This window comes from Aestuariimicrobium ganziense (assembly GCF_015352975.1).
In the GTDB taxonomy this organism is placed as follows: Bacteria; Actinomycetota; Actinomycetes; order Propionibacteriales; family Propionibacteriaceae; genus Aestuariimicrobium; species Aestuariimicrobium ganziense.
Window position 1 is genome coordinate 361,390 of the sequence record NZ_JACYIZ010000002.1, and the last position, 21,522, is coordinate 382,911.

Genomic DNA, 21,522 nt, shown 5'->3' on the forward strand with positions numbered 1-21,522 from the left:
GTGTCCCACCTCGGCGAGGCCACGATGCTGACCGGCCTGGCCCAGGTCTACGCCAGCCTCACCCCGGCGATCATCGCCGCCGTGCTCAACATGGCGTGGGTGAAGACCCCGTGGCTGCGCTCGTGGGGCCCGATCGACGCAGGGCGCGTGCTGCGTGACGGGCGACGCCTGTTCGGCGACAACAAGACCTGGAAGGGCCTGCTCGGCGTGACCGTGCTCGGGGTGCTCGCCGGACTGGCGTGGGGTGCCCTCGGTGAGGGCAACGCGATCGGGCGCAACAACCTGTTCCTGCTCGACCACGCCTCGACCCCAGCCTGGCACGCCCTGACCGGCGGGCTTCTCGGCCTGGCCTACGGCTTGCTCGAACTGCCCAACTCGTGGCTCAAGCGCCGGGTCGGGATCACCCCCGGCCACACCCACGCCGGAGCCTGGCGGCCGCTGTTCGTGGTACTCGACCAGATCGACTCCGTGGTCGGCTGCGCGGTGGTGCTGGCGCTGTTGGCTCCAGTCTCGGGCGCGATGTTCGTCGCGATCATCGCCCTGGGCGGCCTCACCCACCTGGTCTTGAACCTGCTGCTGTACGCCGTCGGCCTGCGGAAGCACCCGCTGTGATCGTCGGTCTGGGCGAGGCCGCCGACCACCCCGACCAGGATTTGGGCCGCAAGGCCCAGGGCCTGGCGGACCTCATGGCTGCGGGCTTCGACGTGCCGGACGGATTCGTCCTCACCGACACGTGGTTGCGTCGCGTGGAGGACGAGCCGGCGGTGCGCGAGCAGTGGGCCGCCGACCTGGCAGGCCAGCTCGCCCGGTGGGAGCCGGGCACGCTGTTCGCGGTGCGCTCGTCGTCGGCCGATGAAGACCTGGACGACCTGTCCTTCGCCGGGCAGTACCGCACGCTGCTCGACGTGCCCGCCGATGGCGTGCTCGAGGCCGCGCTGGAGTGTCGCGCCTCGGCCCGATCGGAGGCCGTGCTCACCTATCGCACCGACCACGGGCTGACCAGCGACGGCCAGTTCTGCGTGCTGGTGCAGCAGATGGTGCCGGCCAGCCATGCCGGTGTGGCGTTCAGCATCAACCCGCTGACCGGCGCGGACACCGAGGTGGTCGTCGAGGTGGTCGAAGGCCTCGGTGAGGCGCTGGTGTCGGGTCAGGTGCGCCCCGAGCGGTTCGTCGACGACTGGTGGCACGCCACCTCGGTCGAGACCACCGACCTGTTGTCACCCGCCCAGCAGGCAGCGGTGGTCGAGCTGACCCTGGCCGTGCAGACCCACCTGGGCCACCCCTGCGACCTCGAGTTCGCCATCACCGGCGCCGCCGACCAGCCTCGGGTGCACCTGCTGCAGGCTCGTCCGATCACGCGGGTGCACCACGCCGGCATCACCGACCAGTGGACGAACGCCGACTTCAAGGACGGTGGGGTCTCGTCAACGGTCTGCACCCCGATGATGTGGAGCCTGTACGAGTCGATCTGGGAGCGCTGGCTGGCCAGGTTCATGCTCGACTCGGCGCTGCTCACGCGCGACGACCTGCGCCAACTGGGCCGGATGTTCTTTGGCCGGCCCTACTGGAACCTGTCGGTGGTCAAGCAGGCGATGGCGGTCGTTCCCGGCTACGTCGAGCGGCAGTTCGACGAGGAACTCGGGGTGCGGGTCACCTACGCCGGACCAGGCGCCACCACACCGACCACGCCCCGCACCCTGGCCCGGATCGCCCAGGTGGCCTGGCGGCAACGCTCGATCCTGACCGAGCACCGCGACACCGTCGAACAGACCCAGGCCGACCTGCTCGCGCGCGCCGACCAGGTGCAGACAGAACTCGACACCCGTCCCGGCCCTGACCAGACCGCTGCGTTGTGGCGCAGGCTCGTCCACCACGACTACCAGCGCAGCGAGGGCACCTACTTCTGGCAGATCTTCCTCAACACCATCCACCAGCAACTTGCCCGCGAACGCATCCAGAAGGTGGTCGGTGACGTCGGCTACTTCCACCTGATCTCGGGGCTGCCGGTGGTCTCGCACCTTCGTCCCTTCCACGACGCGTGGACGACCAGCCGCGCCATCCACGACGACCCGGCATCCCTGGCCTGGTGGACGACCACCCCGCGCGAACAGATCGTCGAGGCGCTCGACGCCGGTGACCAACGCCACCACCTGGACGAGGTGCGCGCGATCATCGCCGAGCACGGTCACCACTCGGTGCGCGAACTCGACATCACCCACCCGAACTTCGACCAGGACCACCTGGCGGTGGTCACCATGGTCGCCGACACGGTCGCCCTCGACGACTCCTACTCCCCCGACCACGACCGGGCCCGGCTGGAGTCGACGTACACCCAGACCCTGGCGCAGGGCCTGTCGTCGCTGCCGCGCTGGCGGAGGGCACGGTTCGCCCGGACGGTCGAGCGCACCCGGACGATGCTGTGGTGGCGCGAGGAACTGCGCGACACCTCCACCCGCTACTACCACCTGCTGCGCCAGGCCTGCCTGCAGTTGTCGTCACACCTAGCCGAGGCCGGCACGCTCGACCAGGTCGACGACATCTGGTTCACCACCGTCACCGAGGTCACCGACCACCTCGAGGGGCGCCTCGACGCCGACCACTTGCGGCGTCGGGTCGCCAGGCACCGTCGCTACCACGACTCGTTCCGCCAATTCACCCCGCCGAACGAGTTGGGCCGCAGCTTCGACGCCCAAGTTGAGGCCGCAACCGCCTCCGGCGACGGGACGCTGGTCGGGCTGGGCGCCTCTCCCGGGCGGGTCACCGGCACTGCACGGGTCGTGCAGGGCCTGGAGGAGGTCGACCGCATCCAGCCGGGCGACATCCTGGTCACCCGGTTCACCGACACCGGCTGGACCGGCAAGTTCGCCCTGGTGCAGGCGGTGGTCACCGAGTACGGCGGGGTGCTGTGCCACGCCTCGATCGTCAGCCGCGAGTACGGCATTCCTTGCGTGGTCGCCCTGCACGACGCGATGCGGCACGTGCCCGACGGGGCCACGATCACCGTCGATGGCAGCTCTGGTGAGGTGGTCATCCACCTCTGATGTGCCACGCTTGACAGGTGCGCGTGCTCTCGAACCTGCTCCACCCGTCATCAGCGCTGACCCTGCTCGGGCTGCTCGCCGCGCTCGCCGGCATGGTGGCCGACCTCAGGACCGCGCTGATCTGCTTGGTCGTGGCTGGCCTGTGTGACCTGGCCGATGGGCCGGTCGCGCGCCGGATGCGGCGCAGCGCCGAGCAGCAGCGGTTCGGCGTGCACCTCGACAGCCTGGTCGACGTGGTCTCGTTCCTGGTGCTGCCGGCGGTGATCATCTGGGCCCACCGGACCGACCTGGGAGCCCCGACGCTGCTGTTGCTCCTGGTCACCCCGCTGTACGTGATTGCCGGTGTTGCCCGTCTGGCCTCGTTCACCGCCGACGCCGAACCCGACACCCGCGTGACGCACTACACCGGGCTGCCGGTCACCTACGCCGCCCTGGTGCTGCCGGTGCTGGCCACTGCGTGGCTGTGGTTCGGGGTCGACCTCGACCAACCGCGCACGCTGACCACACCGGCGCTCGCACCGCTGGGCACCTGGTGGCTGTGGGCGATGGCGGCACTGGCGGTGCTGTACGTCGCCCCGCTCAGGATCCCCAAGCCACGGGGCATCGCCCACGTGGTCTTCGCCGTACTGGCGGTGGTCGTCCTGGTCGGGCTGGCCACGGTGCGCCTGTGACGCCCAGCACCACGTCGACCACGAGCACCGCATCGACCCCGAGCACCGCATCGACCCTGAGCACCTCGTCGAATCAGGGCGGCCCCTCGCGGGTCCGCGACCGTCGCACCGGTGAACTCGTCGAACAGCCACTGTTCGGTGAGCGTGGGCTTCGTCTGCTCTACCGCTCCCGGTTCGGCCGGGCCCTGCAACCGATGGTCACCCAGAGTTGGATGAGTGAACTCGCCGCCTTGACCAGGCGTCGTCCGGGGTCGGCCCGAGCCATCGCCGGTTTCGTGCGTGACCACGGCATCGACCTGGCCGACTTCGTCCAGCCTGAAGGAGGTTGGCGAAGTTTCGCCGAGTTCTTCGTCCGCGACTTCGCCCCGGGCGCCAGACCGCTGCCGGACGACCCGCGGCTGCTGCTCAGCCCGGCCGACGGCAAGCTGCTCGTCGTCGGTCTGGACGACGACCGGCTGCGACTGAAGGGGATCGACTACACCGTGGACGCCCTGCTCGGCGACCGAGTCGCGGCCGAGCGCTACCGGGGTGGGACGGCGGTGGTCGTCCGGCTCAGCGTGGACGATGCCCACCGCTTCCAGTTCCCCGCCAGCGGGCGGCTGCTCACCGGCAGCAGCACCCGTCGACGCCTGCACACCGTCGGACCCGCCGGCGACGCCCGCTTCCTGGTCACCAACTCGCGGCGCTGGCGGCTGCTGCGCACCAGGTACTTCGGCGACCTCTGCCTGGTGGCGGTGGGTGCCCTGCTGGTCGGCCGGATCGTGCTGCACGCCCGGCCACGCTTCGAGCGCGGGGACGAGGCCGGCGTGTTCGAGCTGGGCGGGTCCACCCTGGTGGTGCTCTCCGAACCCGGACGCGTCGAGGTCGACGCCGACCTTGTCGAGGCCTCCAGCCAGGGCATCGAGACCATCGTCCGGGCCCGGGAGCCGATCGGGCGGGCGCTGTGAGCCAGACCGTCGCCCCGGCGACGGCTCGTCCGACGTGGGCGGGCCGGATCCGCGACTACCTGGCCGAGATGTACCCGGTGCTGCCCAGGCTCGTGCTGGCCGCGATCCTGTGGTTCGAGATCTACTTCGTGCTGCTGCTCAACTACGGCGTCACAGACTTCCGGATGGGCTGGCAGGAGGTGGTCGGCGCCTGGACCGTGTTCGCGTTCCTGCTCACCCTGCGGATCGCCGACGACTTCAAGGACCTCGACCACGACCGGCGGATCTTCCCGCACCGGCCGCTGGCGTCCGGGCGGGTCACGGTGCGCGACCTGCGCATCCTGATGGCGGCGGTGGTCGTGCCGACCGCGGTGCTCAACGTCGCGGTGATGAACAACCTGCTCTTCTTCGTGGTGCTGTTCGCCTACGGGGTGGCGTTCTCGCTGTGGTTCTTCGCGAAAGCCAAGATCCAGCCCAACCTGTTCCTGGCACTGGTCACCCACAACCCGATCATGATGGTGATGAACCTCTACGTGATCTCGTTCGGGGTGATCAAGTACGACCTCGAGCCGTTCACCTGGGTGACCTTCCTGCTGGCGTGGACGATGTACTTCCCCAGCCTGATCTGGGAGGTGGCGCGCAAGATCCGCAGCCCCGGCCGCGAGGACGACTACGTCACCTACTCCCGGATCTGGGGCCACCGCAAAGCGATCCTGTTCGTGCTCGCGGTGATCTGGGTCGACGTGGCCACCAACCTGTCGCTGGTGTATGCGGTCTCACGGGTGGCGATGGTGCCGCTGCTGGCCAACCTGGCCTGGATCACGTGGACGATCCTGCACTGGTTGCGTGACCCCGAGGCGTTCGTCATCGGGCCGAAGGTCGACCGCTACACCTATGGCGTCGAGGGCCTGATGGTGCTGGCGGTGGCGACCTACCTGTTCGTGGGGTACTTCTGATGGTCGGCGGTGGCAAGGCTGAGGGGCTTCGGCTGCTGGACGATGCCGGTGAGCGGGTTCCGCCGTTCGTCGTGGTGCCTGCCGACCTTTCCCTGGAGCAGCTGCCCGGCCTGCTGGCGGTGTTCGCCGAGGACACCAGGGTGGCCGTGCGTTCGTCCGCGCTCGACGAGGACGAGGACGACCAGTCGCTGGCCGGGCACCACCTGAGCCTGCTCGACGTCGCCCTCAGCGACGTGCCCGAGGCGGTTGCCCGGGTGCGGGCCAGCGGTGGCGCCGACCACGCGATCCCGGTGGTGGTGCAGCAGATGGTGTCCGCAGATGTGTCCGGGGTGGTGTTCAGCGCCGAACCGGCGGGGGTGCTCGACCTGGCGGTGGTCTCGGCCGGTGCCGGGGCCGGTTCGGTGGTCGCGGCCGATCGTCCCAGCTGCACGGTGACGGTCTCGCGGGTCGACGGACGACGCTGGACGACCGCCGAGGCCGGGGCGCCGGACTTGCCGCCCGGTCTGGTCGACGACCTGGTCGCGATGGCGGCCAGGGTCGAGTCGCAGCGCGGGCGCCCGGTCGACGTCGAGTGGGCCTGGAGCAGCAGCGAGGGGCTCTGGGTGCTGCAGGCGCGTCCGATCACCGGGTTGCCCGACGACGATCCGGTCACCCTCGACAACGCCAACATCGTCGAGAACTACCCGGGCACCTGCCTGCCGCTGACGCTCAGCTTCGTGCCGATCAGCTATCGCGAGGTGTTCACCAGCCTGGCCCGCCGGCTGAGTGGGGACGAGGCCGTGGTCGAGGCCTTCCAGCCGGTGCTGTCGCGCTTGGTGCAGGCCCAGTCGGGGCGGCTGTTCTACCGACTCGAGAGCTGGTACGCGGTGATGTCGCTGGTGCCGTTCTCGAAGCAGTACACCAGGGCCTGGCGGGCCTCACTGGGGGTGGCTCAGGGAGGCTCCTCCGGGCCGTTGGTCGAGGTCTCGCGGCGCACCCGGCTGCGGGTGGCATGGTCGCTGCTGCAGGAGTTGCGCACCACACCTGAGCAGGTGCGCGCCCTGGCACCGAAGGTGCAGCGAGTTCAGGACTGGGCTGCGCCACGCATTGAGTCGGCCACCAGCTTGGACGAGTTGGCCGAGACCTACCAGCAGATCCTCACCGACCTGGTCGCCCACTGGGACGTCACCCTGCTCAACGACGTGCGTGCCTTCGTGCTGCCCGCGCTGCTCGGGGCGACACTGGCGCCGCGCCGGCGCCGCGAGCGGCTGTGGGAGCTGTTCAGCGGCGTGGCCTCGATCGAGAGCCTGCGACCGGTGGCGGCGATGGCCCACCTCGCCGAGCAGGCGCCCCAGCGTGCGCCGGAACTGGCCGACGTGACCACCGCCGAACAGGCCCGGGAGTGGCTCGCGGGCCCCAACCCGTTCGCCGCCGAGGTGCGCGAGCACGTGCAGCGCTACGGCGACCGGTGGCTGGCCGAACTCAAGCTCGAGTCACCCACGCTGCGCACCGATCCGCTGCTGGTCGTCCAATCCCTGCGCACACCCTTGTCGTTGCCTGCCCGATCGCACCACGAGGCCCGGCTGCTGCGCGGGCCGGTGCGGCCTCGACTGGCCCGAGCGGGGCTCGAGGCGATCGCGCTGCGCGAGTCGTCACGGCTCGACCGGGCCCGGGTGCATGGTTTGGTGCGCCGGATCGCCCTGCGGGCCGGTGAGCTGATGGTGCGCGATGGGCTGCTGGACGAGCCCTCGCAGGTGTTCTGGCTGACCATGGACGAGGTGTTCGCCCCGCGCGCCGGCCTGCGCTCGGTGATCACATCGCGTCAGGACGACCACGCCTCGTTCGCCCAGCTGCCCCCGATCGGACGCCTCACCTTCGCTGGGGAGCCGTTCGACCTGCACCCACCGGTCGTCGGCACTGTCTCTGGCGGTGACGCCGCTGGTGGGGAGCGAACCGGCCTCCTTCGCGGGCAGGGCGTCTCCCCCGGCACCGCCGCCGGGCCAGTGGTGGTCGTCGAGGACGCCAGCCGCGCCGGTGACCTCGCCGGCGCCGTGGTGGTCTGTGCCACCACCGACCCGGGCTGGGTGTTCCTGCTCGCGCGCTGCGCCGCCCTGGTCGCCGAGCAGGGCTCGCCGTTGTCGCACACCGCGATCGTGGCCCGCGAACTCGGCGTGCCGGTGGTGGTCGGGCTGGCTGGAGCGACGAACTCGTTCACGTCGGGTGAGCGGGTCGAGGTCGACGGCCGGCGCGGCACGGTGCGCCGGCTCGACGTGGACGAGGGGACGCGCTGATGGCGATCGTGCGCGTGGGGCCGGGCCAGGTGGACGAGTTCGTCGGCGTGGTCGCACAGATGAACCCGCCCGGCACCTGGGACCAGGATCTCGATGTTGAGCGTGAGTTGTTGCTGGGCACCCACCCGCTCAACCGCGGACGACAGGTGGTCGGGCTGCTGGCCAGGGCCGGCGTCTCGACGGTGGGCAGGATCGGGGTGACCCTGCCCGACGACTCCGACGAGGCACACATCGGCTTCCTGCAGGCCCCAGGCTCGGGCAGCACGGCGCGCACGCTGTTCGACGCTGCCGCCGCGGTCGCCGCCCAGCACGGTCGCCGCGCCCTGATCGGGCCGGTCGACGCCTCGTTCTGGTACCGCTACCGGCTGAAGGCGAGCGGGTTCGGCTCTCGTCCGTACTTCACCGAACCGCTCAACCCCCCGCACCACGAGGCGCTGTGGCACGCGGCCGGGTTCGAGCAGTGGGTGCGTTACCGCTCGTCGTTCTACCACCCCACCCGCGCCGACATGGACCTGCGACAGTTCGCGGCGCGGCGGGCCCGTTTCGGCGAGCAGGGTTTCACCTTCGACCACCCCACCCGCAAGTCCTTCGACGAGCACCTGCAACAGGTGCACACCCTGCTGCACGAGCTGTACGCCGACATGCCGGTGTTCAGTCCACTGCCGTGGGAGGCGTTCCAGGCCCACTACGGGAGGCTGCGGACGGTGATCGACCCCAGACTCGTCCGCGTGGTGCACCGAGAGGGCGAACCGGAGGGCTTCATGGTGGTGCTGCCCGACCACGGCCTGGGGCTTCAGCACGGCTCGAACTCGGCACGGCTGTGGCGACTGCTGCGGGGGCGACGCCGCACCGACCGCTACGTGGTGGCCTACCTCGGTGCCCGCCACCCCGGCCTGGGCACCGCGCTGATGCAGGAGTTGTTCACCGAGATGGCGGCCCGCCACGCGTCGGTGGTCGGGTCGCTGGTGCGCGTCGGGGCTCCCTCGGAGGGCTACGCTCGCCGCTACATCACCTCACGCAATGAGTACCTGTTGCTGCGCCGCGAACTCTGAGCCTTTTGGGGAGTGCCACGCGCAGGCATGAACCGCGGTTGTTGAATGTTGAACCAGGCATGACCCGCAAGTCCATCGGATTCCTGTCCTTCGGCCGCTGGACGCCGCACGCGTCGTCGGCCACCCGCAGCGCCGCCGACGTGCTGCACCAGTCGATCGACCTGGCCGTGGCCGCCGAGGAGCTGGGCGCTGACGGCGCCTACTTCCGCGTGCACCACTTCGCCCGACAGCTCGGTTCGCCGTTCCCGCTGCTGTCCGCGGTCGGGGCCCGTACCTCGCGGATCGACATCGGCACCGGGGTCATCGACATGCGCTACCGCATATCGTGGTTGCAACGCCCGTTCACGTAAGCTTGGTTGCATGGTCGAACTGGTAGCGCTGAGGAAGACGAACGAGGTGGCCGCGTACGTCGGCGCCTCCATGGACCGCAAGGGCGACCGCTGGACGGTCGATACGCAGCTGAGGAAGATCAGGGCGCTGGCCGAGGCCAAGGACTGGAACGTCGTCGAGGTCTACGAGGACAACGCGGTGTCGGCGACGAAGAAGCGCCGCGCTGGCACCCGGTGGGCCGAGATGCTGGACGACGCCCGCGCGGGCCGGTTCTCGATGGTGGTCGCCGTGGACATGGACCGGCTCCTGCGCAGCACGAAGGACCTGAACACGCTGATCGACCTCGGTCTGCGCGTCGTCACCGTGGACGGCGAGATCGATCTCTCGACGGCGGACGGCGAGTTCCGGGCGACGATGCTCGCCGCTCTCGCCCGGTTCGAGGCGCGTCGCAAGGCCGAGCGACAGATCAGGTCGAACGAGCGCCGACGTGCCGAGGGCATCCCCACGTCCGCCTGGAAGGCGTTCGGATGGTCGAGGGAGGGTGAGCTGATCGAGGAAGAGGCCGACGCGGTTCGGCGGGCCTTCGACGCGTTCCTCGGCGAGCCGTCGCTGTCGATCCGGCGCATCCGCGAGGACCTGAACAGCGCTGGTCACCTCACCGCCCGCGGCTCGGAATTCTCCGTCGATGCCGTGCGCTACCTGCTCGCGAACCCGCTGTACTGTGGCTACATCAAGCACTACGCATCCGGCGAGCTGTACCCGGTGCAGGGCGAGGCGTTCCCGCCCATCGTCAGCGAGCAGACGTGGCGGACCGCGGTGGCGAAGCTGGAGGACAACGTGCGGAGGTCGGCCAGGCAGGGCAACCAGCCGAAATACCTCCTGTCGACGATCGGGCTGTGCGGGAAGTGCGGTGCGACGCTCGTCTCGGGGACGAACAGCCGCAAGCAGCCGACGTATCGCTGCGGCGAGCAGTTCCACCTCACCCGCCAACGCGAGCCCGTCGATGCGATGGTCACCGAGGCAGTGCTCACCCGCCTGTCGTCGGTGGACGTGCACGACCTCGTGATGCCGCAGGAGGACGACGGGCCGGACCGCGAGGAGCTGCTGACCGAGCGGAACGCCCTGGTCGAGCGCGTAAAGGAGCTGAGCCCGCTGCTGCGCGACATCCATCAGCCGGTCCTGGAGATCACCGCGGCGATCAACGACGTGAAGGTCCGCATCGACGAGATCGACGCGGAGCTGCTCGACCGCTCGGTATCCGTGGCGGCGAAGCTGCTGGCAGACGTGGAGGAGGCGGTCGGCACCGCGGAGCGTCGCGAGGTTGTCGAGTCGAAGTGGAAGGCGTTGGACATAGACCGCCGCCGGATGCTCGTGGACGAGCTGGTGACTGTGACCATCGAGCCCATCGCGCCCGGTCACGTGAAGTTCGACCCCGACCTCATTCGCATAGAGCCGCGTCGCGACTGACTCATGAGTCAACTCGTCATTGCAATGGTGAGTCGACTCGTGGGAGAGTGGTTGCAGACAAGAAGATCCCACCGGGGCCGCGACTTAGAAGCGCGGGGTTCTGCTCCCGGATGAGTAGCCGGTCAAACAGCCCAACTACCGTGGCGGGGAACCGGAAGATACTCATATCTGAGGACTTCCGATGTCTGTCGTTATCGACGTTCCCCGCGCATCCGCGCTTGACTGCCCTGCTCTCGATCAGGACTCGTCTCCCGTTCCGCATGCTGATGGGCTCGATCCCGTCATCGCCGCCGCCCGCGCCGCCGGTCGCCGAGCCGGTGAGCGCTTGGCACTCACTCCGCTGACGCCGCGACAGCGCGCCGCCGTCGCCGCCGTGATGGGCGGTGGTCGCTGATGAGCGCGAACTCCGCCGCCTTCGATCACCTGACCAGCTTCCGCTGGCGACAGGGCGACCCGTCCCTCGCCGATGGCGAGGCCCAGCTCTACGACCTCGGCGTGCTCCGCTCCGTGCTGGAGGAGGCCGTCGAGATCGCCGTCGCCGACGCCCGCGCCGACGGGGTGACCTGGGCCAGGATCGGCGACGCCCTCGGCGTCACGCATCAGGCTGTCATCAAGCGCTACGGCCGGGGCGGTGGTCGCTGATGCACGCCGACGCACGCAACCTCAGCACCGCACCCGCCGACCTGACCCCGCCCGGAGGGCCTGGCCTGGCACCCGCCGAAGGCGGGCTGCCCATCGCCGTGATGACGGTCCGCAGCCGTGCTTCGCACTCCAAGAGTTTCGGGGGCCTCATTCGTTCCTACGGGCGCGGCAAGGGCTTGTCGATTGCCGCGCCTTGCAACAACGCGCCTGGTCAGAAGCCGATTCCGTCTTCGCTGCGTCGCGTCGCCTCGCGGGTTCATTTGAGGTCTCATTTGGGGGTCAATACGGGGTCATTTAGGCGCCGCACCCCCTCTGCGGCCCTCCACGCCGCCTGCGACGGGGGTGGTCGCCGTGGCTAAGCAGGAGAACAACCCGACGAGCATCGGGCTCACGCAGTACCTCGATCCGTCGTACTGGACCTGGGCTGCCGAGGACCCGAACGGGGCCGCGCTGCTCGAGCAGGGAGCCGGGGCGATCCTCGCCTACGTCGCGCAGCGGCTCGAGGCCATCGGCTGCGAGGTCATCGAGGCCTACGGAATCGTGCACGACAAGGATGAGCGCGAGGTCTGGAGCGACACGGAGAAGGCTCTGGTGGTCGAGCCGAAGCCCGATCACCTGCACGCGGTCATCAAGTTCGCCAGCCGTGCGAAGAGCGCGCCGCTGGCTCGGCTCGCGTTCGGCATCGGCGTCGAGCCCCAGTACGTCGAGAAGCCGGGCCGCGGTCGGTACGCCTTCGACAACATGCTGTCGTACCTGACTCACGTGAAGTATGCGGACAAGCATCAGTACGCGCCGTCGGAGGTCGCCACGGTGCGCGGGCCGGACTACCTCGGGATCGACGCCCAGCGCCGGGAGACCTGGCTCAAGGGGCGCGCCCACGTGAAGAAGAAGGTCGTCGCGGAGAACTTCGAGGACATGCGGGAGCGGGTGCTGCAGGGCGAAATCACGCGGGATTAGATCATGCTCACGGACGAACTGTTCGACATCTACTCGCGGCATCAGCGGGAGATCGACGACGCGCTGTCGGCCTACGGCCAGCGCCGCGCGTACCGGGCGGCCGCGAAGCTGCGCGCCGGTGCCTTCTCGACGCACGTGGTGTTCGTCCACGGGGATGCCGGGATCGGCAAGACTCGGTTCGCAACGGATTTCATCACCGAGGCGATTAGCGCGGCCAATGCACATGGCGAGCGGTGGCAGGTCTACCGTGCCGCGACGGGGAACCCATTGGATGACTGGCGGGGCGAGGAGGTGCTGCTGCTGGACGATCTGCGGGCCTCGGCGATGGACGCGAACGATTGGCTGCTGCTGCTCGATCCGTATAACGCCTCGCCTGCGAAGGCTCGGTACGAGAACAAGGGCGAGGTGGCTCCGCGCCTCATCGTGATTACGGCGACGATCGAGCCGGTCGAGTTCTTCTACTACGCCCGCCAGAAGGGCAACGTGGACGAGGCGCTGGACCAGTTCATCCGCCGCCTGGCGTCGGTCGTGAAGGTCTACCGCGCCGACGACATCAACCGCTACCTCGTGCAGCACATCGGGAAGATCGAGCCCTACGAGTGGCACCAGTGCAGCATCCCGACCGCCGCGCACACGCCCGGCATGTACGGCAACGCGTACCACCAGAACGCCGGGTCGCGGGAACTGACGTACGGTCCGGAGACCTCGGCGGAACACGACGCGGACGGTGCGGTCGCGGAGCTGCTCAGCGGGCTCGCGGTGCGAAGTCCGGACGTGCCGCTGGCGCTGATCGAAGGTGCCGCATGAGCACCGATCAGCATTCGCTCTTCCAGGGGGTCGAGGGGGCCGGAGGCCCCTCGCAAGCAGGGCTGGAGGACACGAGCGTCAGCGATGTGTCCGACAGGCCTACTGCTTGCCACTCTGGCGTACAGGTGGAGCAGCAGACCGACTCCCAGGTGAACACCGGTCGGGCTGATGCGGAGGCTGTGCGTCAGAGTCACGGCGGCGCGAAGCGTCGTCGTGGGGGCCGCGCGAAGCTCGATACCGACTTCGGGGAGGAGACGCTCGCGGCGCTTCGCACTCGTGCGAAGCGGCTCGGGCTGGCTCCGAGCACGTGGGTACGGACCGTCGTACGCGATGCCCTCCACGCCTCCCGCTCGGAGGAGTTGGACGCCGCCGTGGCGGCGCACCTGCTCGGGGTCGAGGCGCGTGTGCAGGCGTCGGCGGACGCTCGTGAGCTGGCTGCCCAGGTGCGCCCGCTGGCGATCAACGTCAACGACTTGGATCGCCGCGCGCGCGCCGGTGAGGCGGTGGCGCTGTCGTCGGAGGTGCTCGAGCTGATCGAGCTGCTGCGCGAGGTCCGCGCCTTGCTCGGGGATCGGACGGCCGCATGAGCACCACCCACTACAGCCCGAGCACCAGCGCCGCCGACACCGAGCGCTATATCCGCGGGAAGGAGGACGAGCGGGGCGTCGCGATCACGTGCGAAGTGCCGGGAGGCCCTGGCGCATTCTCGGCGCGCGCACGGGCGCTCACGCAGAACACCACGCGCGAGGTCGAGGCGCTGCATTACCGGCAGTCTTTCAGCGACGAGGAGTTTGACCCGAAGAACCCGGAGCACGTGCAGCGGGTGAACGATCTCGGCTATCAGCTCGCGAAGAGGATGCACCCCGACTCGGACTGCCTCGTGGTCAGTCACGTGGATGGCCGGGGCAGAAAGCCGCATAACCACATCTTGGTCATCAATCACAGCAACCGGACCGGAAAGGCGCTCTCGGACTACCGGACGTTCCACGATCGCAAGGCCGGGAACCAGCGGGGCGTGCAGTCGGCGAACGACGAGCTGATGCGAGAGCACGGGCTCTCGGTCGTGAAGCGGCTGGAGCACGCGCCGAAGGACTGGGAGCTGCGCCGCGAGGACTTCGCGGAGGGCGGGCTCGACCGCGAGATGGGTGACCGGATGAGCGCCGCACTGGCCGACCCCCGCGTGGTGGACAAGGCCGGTCTCGAAGCGGTGATCGAGGAGCAGAACCAGCAGCTCGACGACGCCGGGGAACGTGTGCCGAGGATGCGGCTGCACAGCCCCGTCAGCAAGAAGGGCAAGCGCGCCGGGCAGGAGACCTGGACGCTCTACATCGAGGACCGCCGCGGCGAGTCCGGCCGCGCCGATCGCCGCAAACGCGCGAGCGCGCTCTCGGCGGACTTCACCCCGGAGGGCGCGCAGGCGTTCTTCGACTACCACCAGCAGCAGAAGGAGCAGGAACATGAGCGCAGCGCTCGACAGGCTGAAGCAGCAGAACGGGCCCGTGCAGTCGCCGCAGCCGCTCGGCAGTCCGGAGACGATGGAGCTGTTGACCTCGATCCTCGCCGCCGTCGAGGCGCAGAATACGAGGATTGCCACGCTGACCGAGCAGCAGAAGAAGCTCGCGGGGTTCGTGAAGGTCATGGACGAGGAGACGACGAGGCGGCTGGAGCGGATCACGACCCCGGCGTCGACCTCCTCGCCCTCCAGCGACGTGTCCGCGAGGATCGCGAGTATCGAGAGCAGGCAGAACGAGATCGCGAGCACGCTCGGCGAGTTCGCGCAGAGTCTCAACGGCGAGAGCTTGAACGCCGCGTCGCGAACCTTGGTCGCGGAGGCGCAGAAGAATCGCGCGGCTACGGCCTCGGCGATTGAGGGTCTGAAGGTGCAGGCCACAACGAACCAGAAGCTTGTGAGCCAGGTCGGCGGCGCGGTGCAGCGGATCGAGAAGCGTACTGAGGAGCGGGTCGAGAAGGCCGTCGAGCAGGTCGCCGGGGAGGCCTCGGCCACGATGACCGCGAACCTCGACGCCTCGAACGAGCGCGCCGAGCGGATGATGGCGGCGACGGCGAAGCTCGAAGCGCGTCAGCTCTGGTCGGCCGCCGCTGCGATGTGCCTCGCCCTGCTGCCGGTGGTCGTGGTCGTCGCCGGGCTCTGGATGGGCATCGCCGGTCTCATCACGGGCGCTCAGTGGGCGCTCGACGTGGACGGGCGCATCTGGCTCGGCATCGGGCGCTGGCTCGTGGTCTCCGTGGGTCTCGCCGGGGCCGGCTACGGGCTCTTCGCGTCCGTCCGCTCGGCCGCCGGTCTCGTGGAGACGTGGAAGGGTCGCGGGGTGCCGAAGTGGCCGAGGTGGCGATGATGGCTGGATCCGCTCGAGCTACCGGTTCCGATCAGCGGTCGAAGGATTTTCGCAGCAGCCGGTCCTGCGGCCTCGGTGCCGCCGCCCTAACCTGACGAGCATCCCCGCCGTGACGGCCATCACGACGGCGATCCCGGCACCGATGATCCAGGGGTTACCGAGGAGCCCACCGACGCCCGCGAGTGCTCCGCCCGCCGCGATGAGCGGCAGGCCGCAACAGAGCAGCAACGGAAGCGCGCAGCATGCCAGCAAGAGCAGTCCGGTCCCTGCAGCGACGACGGGACCGGCGCGCCGTTCGTCGCGGTCCTGATCGGCGCTCGTCGTCTGCACCTCTTCAGGATGAGATCTCCCCGATTGCCTGCGCTGCCGGTCATGCGCAGCACGACAGCAGCGACGGGTCGGTGGTGAAGGCCTTCGCGGCGATCCGGATGCCCTCGGCCATCGTCAGGTAGGGAGCCCAGGCGTCGGCGATCTCGGCGACGGTCTTGCCGAGCACGTGGACACCGGCGGCGGCGAGCTCTCCGGCGTCCTTGGCGACGGCGGTCAGGCCGAGGATCTCGTTCGTGTCGGCGTTCACGACGATCTTGATGAACCCGCGGGTGTCGCGGTTGACCAGCGCGCGGGGCACGTGGTGCAGCGGCAGGACGCGGCAATCGCAGCGGATCCCCGCAGCAAGCACTTCCTTCTCGGTCATCCCGACCGCTCCGATCGCGGGCCCGGTGAACGTCACCCGCGGCAGGCGGGAATAGTCGACGGCACGATCGGCGTCGGCGAACGCGTTCTCGGCGACGAGGGTGCCGTGGTGGGCGGCGACGTAGACGAACTCGGGGTGCCCGGTCACGTCGCCCGCGGCCCAGATCCGCGGGTTCGAGGACCGCAGCCGGTCGGAGACGACCACCTCGCCGGAGTCCCCGGTCTTCACCCCGACCGCATCGAGGTTCAGGCCATCGGTGACGGGACGGCGTCCGAGGGCGACGAGCACCTGCTCGGCGCGGAACTCCTGCGAGTCGCCGGACACGTCGGCGGTCACGACGGCCTCGCCTCCCGTGCCGCGGGAGACCCGGGTGGGCACCACGCGGCGGACGACGCGGATGCCTTCGTCGGCGAACGCCTCCTGAAGCGCCTTGGACACCTCCGGCTCCTCCTTCGAGGCGAGCCGGGACCGCACCAGCAGCGTGACCTGCGAGCCGAGGCGAGCGAACAGCTGCGCCTGCTCCAGGGCGACGTAGCCGCCGCCGAGCACCAGCAACGACTCAGGAACCTCAGCGAGTTCCATTGCCGTGGTCGAGGTCAGGTACCCGGTCTCCTCCAGGCCGTCGATCGGCGGAGCCCACGGGCGAGAACCAGTCGCGACCAGGAAGTGGTCGGCCTCGATGGTCTCGACCGTCCCGTCGCCGGCGATGATCTCCAGTACCGGGGCGTCTGGGCCGCTGGCGAACGATGCATCGCCGCGGCGGACCTGCCAGCCGTAGGAGTCGGCGACGTCGGCGTACTTCTCGCCGCGCAGCGACTCGACCAGCGCCTGCTTCCCGGCGATCAGCGCAGGCATGTCCACTGTCTCAGCCGTCGCCGCGATCCCCGGGAACCGGCCTGAAGCGTCGGCGGCGACGTGAAGGGTGTCGGCAGCGGCGATGAGGGCCTTCGACGGCACGCAGCCGGTGTTCACGCAGGTGCCGCCGAGCGTCCCGCGCTCGATCATCACCACCGACTTGCCGAGCGTGGTCGCACGGATGGCGGCGGCGAATGCTCCGCCTCCGGATCCGATGATGGCGAGGTCGTACTTGGTAGGCATCGCTGCTCCTGTCAGTCCTTGGCTTTCTGCTCTGTCTCAGCCATACTGGACCTTCCAGTGCAGGGGAAGGTCAAGCCTGCTCCTGCCGAACGATCGGAGGCCGCGATGCGCATCGGAGAACTCGCCGAACGCGCGGGCACCACGGCGAAGACGCTCCGCTTCTACGAGGGGCAGGGGCTGCTTCCGCCGGCCGAGCGCACGCAGTCCGGCTATCGCGACTACGCACCCGAGACGGTCGCCCGGATCGACTTCGTCCACCGCGGCCAGGCCGCGGGCCTCACCCTCGCCCAGATCCGCCAGATCCTCGACATCCGCGACGGCGGCCATGCGCCCTGCGAGCACGTGCGCGACCTGCTTGACGTGCGCCTCGCTGAGATCGAGCAGCAGATCGCGCAGCTCTCCGTGCTGCGCGACACTATCGCGGACCTCAGACAGGACGCCGCGCACCCGGACCCTGAAACGTGCAGCACCGATCAAGTGTGTAGGTACTTGTAGACGACGGTAGCCAATGACTCCAACGCTACAACCCCGATATGCGCTACGAGAACCCGCACTACATGGTCGAGGACGCCGGGGCGGCCGACCTGATCTCGGCAGGCCGCCTGCAGCTCGGCGTGAGCCGGGGATCGCCCGAGCAGGTGATCGAGGGCTACCGCCACTTCGGCCACGTGCCCCGCGACGGCGAGAGCGATGCCGACATGGCCCGACGGCACACGATGGAGTTCCTCGACCTGCTCGAGGGACGCGGCTTCGCCGAGCCCAACCCTCGTCCGATGTTCCCCAATCCACCCGGCCTGCTGCGCCTCGAACCACACTCCGAGGGGCTACGCCAGCGGATCTGGTGGGGTGCCGGGTCGGCAGACACCGCCGAGTGGGCGGCCGACCACCAGATGAACCTGATGAGCTCGACCCTGCTCACCCAGGACACCGGCCAGCCGTTCCACGTCGCCCAGGCCGACCAGATCGAGCGCTTCCGGACGAGGTGGGACGAGCGCGGCCACGACTGGACGCCGCGCGTGTCGGTCAGCCGCAGCATCTTCCCGCTGGTCAGCCGGCTCGATCACAACTACTTCGGGCTCGAGACTCGCAGCAGCGACCAGGTCGGCATCATCGACGGTGGCCGGGCGATCTTCGGCAAGACCTACGCCGCCGAGCCCGACCAACTGGTCGAGCAGCTGGCCGCCGATGAGGCGATCGCCGCGGCCGACACTCTGCTGCTGACCGTGCCCAACCAGCTCGGCGTGGACTACAACACCCACGTCATCGAGCAGGTGCTGGCCGTGGCCAAGGAGCTCGGCTGGCGCTGAGCCAGAACCTGCTCGTGCGTTGCTGACGCCTGACTGCCGCCCCGGGCCCTAGGCTTCGGGGGATGGAGGAGGCCACCGACCAGCCGCGGTGGGCCCGGTGGGCCCCCGGGGTGCACGTGCTGGCCCACTACGACCGCTCGTGGCTGCGCGGCGACGTGGTCGCCGGGGTGACGGTGGCGGCCTACCTCGTCCCCCAGGTGATGGCCTACGCCGAGATCGCGGGCCTGCCCGCCGTCACCGGGCTGTGGGCGATCCTGCTGCCGCTGCTGATCTATGCCGCGCTCGGGTCGTCGCGCCAACTCTCGGTCGGGCCCGAGTCGACCACCGCCCTGATGACCGCCGCCGGCGTCGGCGCCCTGGTGGGCGTCGCCGGTGGAGCCGAGCGCTGGGCCGACGTGGCCGCTCTGATGGCCATCGCTGTCGGACTGGTCTGCCTGCTCGGGGCAGTGCTGCGCCTGGGGTTCCTCGCAAACCTGCTGTCGCGCCCGGTGCTGGTCGGCTACATGGCTGGCATCGCGGTGCTGATGATCACCAGCCAACTGGGCAAGGTCACCAAGACCGACGTCACTGGCGACTCCCCGGTGGCCGAGCTGCGTTCGCTGTTCTCCCAGCTCGACCAGGCGCACGTCCCGACGCTGGTGCTGTCGGCCAGCGTGCTGGTCCTGCTGCTGCTGGTGACCTGGGTCAAGCCCAGGTTCCCGGGACCGCTGGTGGTGATGGTGCTGGCCGCCATCGTGGTGGCCGTCTTCGGGTTGGAGCGCCACGGCATCGTCCTGATCGGTGAGGTGCCGCGCGGCCTGCCCACCCCCGAGGTTCCCTCGCTGCGCGATGTCGACCTGTGGGCCCTGGTCCCCTATGCGATCGGCATCGCCGTCGTCGCCGCCTCTGACAACGTGCTGACCGGACGAGCCTTCGCCTCGGCCCGCCGCGAGCGGATCGACGCCGGTCAGGAGTTGTTCGCCCTGGGGGCGGTCAACGTGGCCAACGGCTTCGTGCAGGGCTTCCCGGTCAGCTCGTCCGGGTCGAGGACGGTGATCGGCGACGCGGTCGGTTCGCGCACCCAGGTGCACTCCCTGGTCGCGATGCTGCTGGTCGTGGCCAGCCTGCTGGTGCTGGGACCGGCCCTGTCGACCTTCCCCGCGGCTGCCCTGGGGGCGCTGGTCGTCTACGCCGCGCTGCGGCTGATCGACGTCGCCGAGATCCGGCGAATCGGCCACTTCCGGCGCAGCGAACTGATCCTGGCCGCCCTGACCACGACCTGCGTCATCGTCTTCGGCGTGCTCAGCGGCATCGGGCTGGCGATCGCACTGAGCCTGCTCGACCTGATCCGCCGGATCGCGCACCCGCACGACGGCGTCCTGGGCCACGTACCCGGGCTGGCCGGCATGCACGACGTGGACGACTACCCTGATGCCACGCTGGTGCCGGGGCTCATGGTCTATCGCTACGACTCCCCGCTCTTCTTCGCCAATTCCGAGGACTTCCTCGCACGGGCAATGGCCTCGGTCGAGGCGATGGACCCGCCGTGCGAGTGGTTCGTGCTCAACGCCGAGGCGAACACCGAGGTCGACCTGACCGCAGTCGACACCCTCGACCAGCTGCGACAGACCCTCACCGACCGGGGGATCATCGTGGCGTTGGCCAGGGCCAAGACCGAACTGGTCGACCAGTTGCGAGCCGCCGGCTTCGTCGACCGGCTCGGCGAGGATCGGATCTACCCCACCCTGCCCACGGCGGTCGCCGCCCACGCCGCCTGGTACCAGGCCAGACACGGCCACCCACCCACGTCCACCCCGCTGCTGCGCAACGGCAACGGCAACGGTTCGCGCGCCGGGAACGGTGCGACCGCCACCAGGAGGAACCACGATGCCACGCCATGACGCCGTGTTCGCTGACGAGCCCGCGCGCGTCCGGTTCGTCCGGCTGTTGCCACTCAACCCCGATCGGCTGTGGTGGTTCGTCGGCGACCCCGAGGGCCTGCAGGAGTGGTTCCCCGCACCGGTGGTCAGCTACGAGTCCAGGGCCGGCGGACGAATCTGTCTGAGCGGCGACCCCTACAAACCCGACGGCTCGTCCGGGCGGGTGCTGGTCTTCGAGCAGGGTCAGCGGTTCGCCTTCGAGTGGGGCGAGGACGAACTGGAGCTGTCGGTCTCGCAGACGTCGATGGGGCTGGCCCAACTCGAACTGGTCAACCGCCTCTCAGACCGCGACGGTGCGGCCCGCAACGCCGCCGGCTGGGACCTGTGCCTGGACGCCCTGGAGTCGGCCGCCACCGGCTTCTGGGTCGCTGAGGACGACCACACCGGTGCCTTCGGCGCCCTGGTCGGCCACTACCGAGACCAGGGCTTCCCCGACGACGGCTGGCGTCCCGTCGCACCCGCCGACCCGAACTGATCGGGCCGCGACAGCGCACAGCCCACCGGAGTACGGTCAGTGACCGTGAACACGACCCCCTACGCCAGTGCGCCCATCGGGCCGGCCGACGACATGCGCTTCCACTCCCGCAAGTGGGTCAAGCCCGAAGACCTCAACGCGAACCAGACGCTGTTCGGCGGCAGCCTGCTGCGCTGGATCGACGAGGAGGCCGCGATCTACGCGATCATCCAACTCGGCACCGAGCGGGTGGTGACCAAGTACATGTCCGAGATCAACTTCGTCGCCAGTGCCCGCGAGGGCGACATCATCGAGTTGGGGCTGCTGCCCACCCGCTGGGGACGTTCCTCGCTCACCCTGCGCTGCGACGTGCGCAACGTCTTCACCGGGCGCTCGATCATCACGATCGACCAGATCGTCATGGTCTGCCTCGACGACGAGGGCCACCCCACACCCCACGGCCACAACTCGATCACCTTCGACCGCGACCGGGTGCCGGCCAGGCTGCGCGACCAGCACTGAGCTGCCTCGCCGAATTGCCCGGGGGCGCTGGCGAGAAATACCCCCCGGGGCA

General features: G+C 69.5%; 21 protein-coding genes. 20 read left to right on the top strand and 1 reads right to left on the bottom strand.

Annotated elements, in window-relative coordinates; genetic code table 11:
* The 15 genes from IE660_RS05415 to IE660_RS05480 all read left to right on the top strand — a co-directional run bounded on the left by IE660_RS05415 (nt 1) and on the right by IE660_RS05480 (nt 15,476).
* Complete coding sequence (locus IE660_RS05415; protein ID WP_203567300.1) at nt 1-612, top strand: CDP-archaeol synthase; 612 nt, start codon at nt 1-3, stop codon at nt 610-612.
* Complete coding sequence (locus tag IE660_RS05420) at nt 609-3,041, top strand: PEP/pyruvate-binding domain-containing protein (RefSeq protein ID WP_203567301.1); 2,433 nt, start codon at nt 609-611, stop codon at nt 3,039-3,041. Before IE660_RS05415 ends, IE660_RS05420 begins: the two co-directional genes overlap by 4 nt.
* A gap of 17 nt (nt 3,042-3,058) precedes the next feature.
* Nucleotides 3,059-3,712 carry a CDP-alcohol phosphatidyltransferase family protein gene (locus IE660_RS05425; RefSeq protein WP_203567302.1) on the top strand — a complete coding sequence of 218 codons (654 nt, stop codon included), beginning with the start codon at nt 3,059-3,061 and terminating at the stop codon, nt 3,710-3,712.
* Nucleotides 3,709-4,659 (top strand): phosphatidylserine decarboxylase, encoded by a 951-nt coding sequence (locus tag IE660_RS05430; protein ID WP_203567303.1) that lies wholly within the window; start codon nt 3,709-3,711, stop codon nt 4,657-4,659. Before IE660_RS05425 ends, IE660_RS05430 begins: the two co-directional genes overlap by 4 nt.
* Nucleotides 4,656-5,594: a UbiA prenyltransferase family protein gene (locus IE660_RS05435; protein WP_203567304.1), complete on the top strand. Its 939-nt coding sequence runs from the start codon at nt 4,656-4,658 to the stop codon at nt 5,592-5,594. Before IE660_RS05430 ends, IE660_RS05435 begins: the two co-directional genes overlap by 4 nt.
* A complete protein-coding gene (locus IE660_RS05440) occupies nt 5,594-7,864 on the top strand; it encodes a PEP-utilizing enzyme (RefSeq protein WP_203567305.1) in 2,271 nt (756 codons plus the stop codon). Before IE660_RS05435 ends, IE660_RS05440 begins: the two co-directional genes overlap by 1 nt.
* Nucleotides 7,864-8,916, top strand: coding sequence for a hypothetical protein (locus IE660_RS05445; RefSeq protein ID WP_203567306.1), 1,053 nt, complete (start codon nt 7,864-7,866; stop codon nt 8,914-8,916). The genes IE660_RS05440 and IE660_RS05445 overlap by 1 nt, the downstream gene beginning before the upstream one ends.
* 59 nt (nt 8,917-8,975) lie before the next feature.
* Nucleotides 8,976-9,266 carry an LLM class flavin-dependent oxidoreductase gene (locus tag IE660_RS05450; protein WP_203567307.1) on the top strand — a complete coding sequence of 97 codons (291 nt, stop codon included), beginning with the start codon at nt 8,976-8,978 and terminating at the stop codon, nt 9,264-9,266.
* Between the two features lie 10 nt (nt 9,267-9,276).
* Nucleotides 9,277-10,713 (top strand): recombinase family protein, encoded by a 1,437-nt coding sequence (locus tag IE660_RS05455; protein WP_203567308.1) that lies wholly within the window; start codon nt 9,277-9,279, stop codon nt 10,711-10,713.
* Nucleotides 10,714-11,106: 393 nt separating this feature from the next.
* Nucleotides 11,107-11,355, top strand: coding sequence for a hypothetical protein (locus IE660_RS05460; RefSeq protein ID WP_006215448.1), 249 nt, complete (start codon nt 11,107-11,109; stop codon nt 11,353-11,355).
* A gap of 351 nt (nt 11,356-11,706) precedes the next feature.
* Entirely contained in the window at nt 11,707-12,312 is a 606-nt protein-coding gene (locus IE660_RS16655) for a Rep family protein (protein WP_456237012.1), read from the top strand.
* 3 nt (nt 12,313-12,315) lie between these two features.
* Nucleotides 12,316-13,119: an RNA helicase domain-containing protein gene (locus IE660_RS16660; protein WP_235997040.1), complete on the top strand. Its 804-nt coding sequence runs from the start codon at nt 12,316-12,318 to the stop codon at nt 13,117-13,119.
* A complete protein-coding gene (locus IE660_RS05470) occupies nt 13,116-13,706 on the top strand; it encodes a hypothetical protein (RefSeq protein WP_203567309.1) in 591 nt (196 codons plus the stop codon). Before IE660_RS16660 ends, IE660_RS05470 begins: the two co-directional genes overlap by 4 nt.
* Nucleotides 13,703-14,989 (top strand): relaxase/mobilization nuclease domain-containing protein, encoded by a 1,287-nt coding sequence (locus IE660_RS05475; RefSeq protein WP_006215444.1) that lies wholly within the window; start codon nt 13,703-13,705, stop codon nt 14,987-14,989. Before IE660_RS05470 ends, IE660_RS05475 begins: the two co-directional genes overlap by 4 nt.
* Nucleotides 14,990-14,999: 10 nt before the next feature.
* Nucleotides 15,000-15,476: a hypothetical protein gene (locus IE660_RS05480; protein WP_006215443.1), complete on the top strand. Its 477-nt coding sequence runs from the start codon at nt 15,000-15,002 to the stop codon at nt 15,474-15,476.
* A gap of 370 nt (nt 15,477-15,846) precedes the next feature.
* On the opposite strand, the gene merA is transcribed toward IE660_RS05480, so the two are convergent.
* The gene (gene merA, locus IE660_RS05485) at nt 15,847-17,268 is read right to left on the bottom strand and encodes a mercury(II) reductase (RefSeq protein WP_203567310.1); all 1,422 of its coding nucleotides are present in this window, start codon (nt 17,266-17,268) and stop codon (nt 15,847-15,849) included.
* 105 nt (nt 17,269-17,373) lie between these two features.
* Between merA and IE660_RS05490 the strand changes: the two genes are divergently transcribed.
* The 5 genes from IE660_RS05490 (at nt 17,374) to IE660_RS05510 (ending at nt 21,470) form a co-directional block, all read left to right on the top strand.
* The gene (locus tag IE660_RS05490; RefSeq protein WP_006215441.1) at nt 17,374-17,763 is read left to right on the top strand and encodes a heavy metal-responsive transcriptional regulator; all 390 of its coding nucleotides are present in this window, start codon (nt 17,374-17,376) and stop codon (nt 17,761-17,763) included.
* Between the two features lie 38 nt (nt 17,764-17,801).
* Nucleotides 17,802-18,575 carry an LLM class flavin-dependent oxidoreductase gene (locus IE660_RS05495; protein WP_203567311.1) on the top strand — a complete coding sequence of 258 codons (774 nt, stop codon included), beginning with the start codon at nt 17,802-17,804 and terminating at the stop codon, nt 18,573-18,575.
* 62 nt (nt 18,576-18,637) lie between these two features.
* Nucleotides 18,638-20,455: a SulP family inorganic anion transporter gene (locus tag IE660_RS05500; RefSeq protein ID WP_203567312.1), complete on the top strand. Its 1,818-nt coding sequence runs from the start codon at nt 18,638-18,640 to the stop codon at nt 20,453-20,455.
* Nucleotides 20,442-20,969, top strand: coding sequence for an SRPBCC domain-containing protein (locus IE660_RS05505; RefSeq protein ID WP_203567313.1), 528 nt, complete (start codon nt 20,442-20,444; stop codon nt 20,967-20,969). Before IE660_RS05500 ends, IE660_RS05505 begins: the two co-directional genes overlap by 14 nt.
* Nucleotides 20,970-21,014: 45 nt before the next feature.
* Nucleotides 21,015-21,470 carry an acyl-CoA thioesterase gene (locus IE660_RS05510; RefSeq protein ID WP_328701854.1) on the top strand — a complete coding sequence of 152 codons (456 nt, stop codon included), beginning with the start codon at nt 21,015-21,017 and terminating at the stop codon, nt 21,468-21,470.
* Nucleotides 21,471-21,522 lie beyond the last annotated feature (52 nt).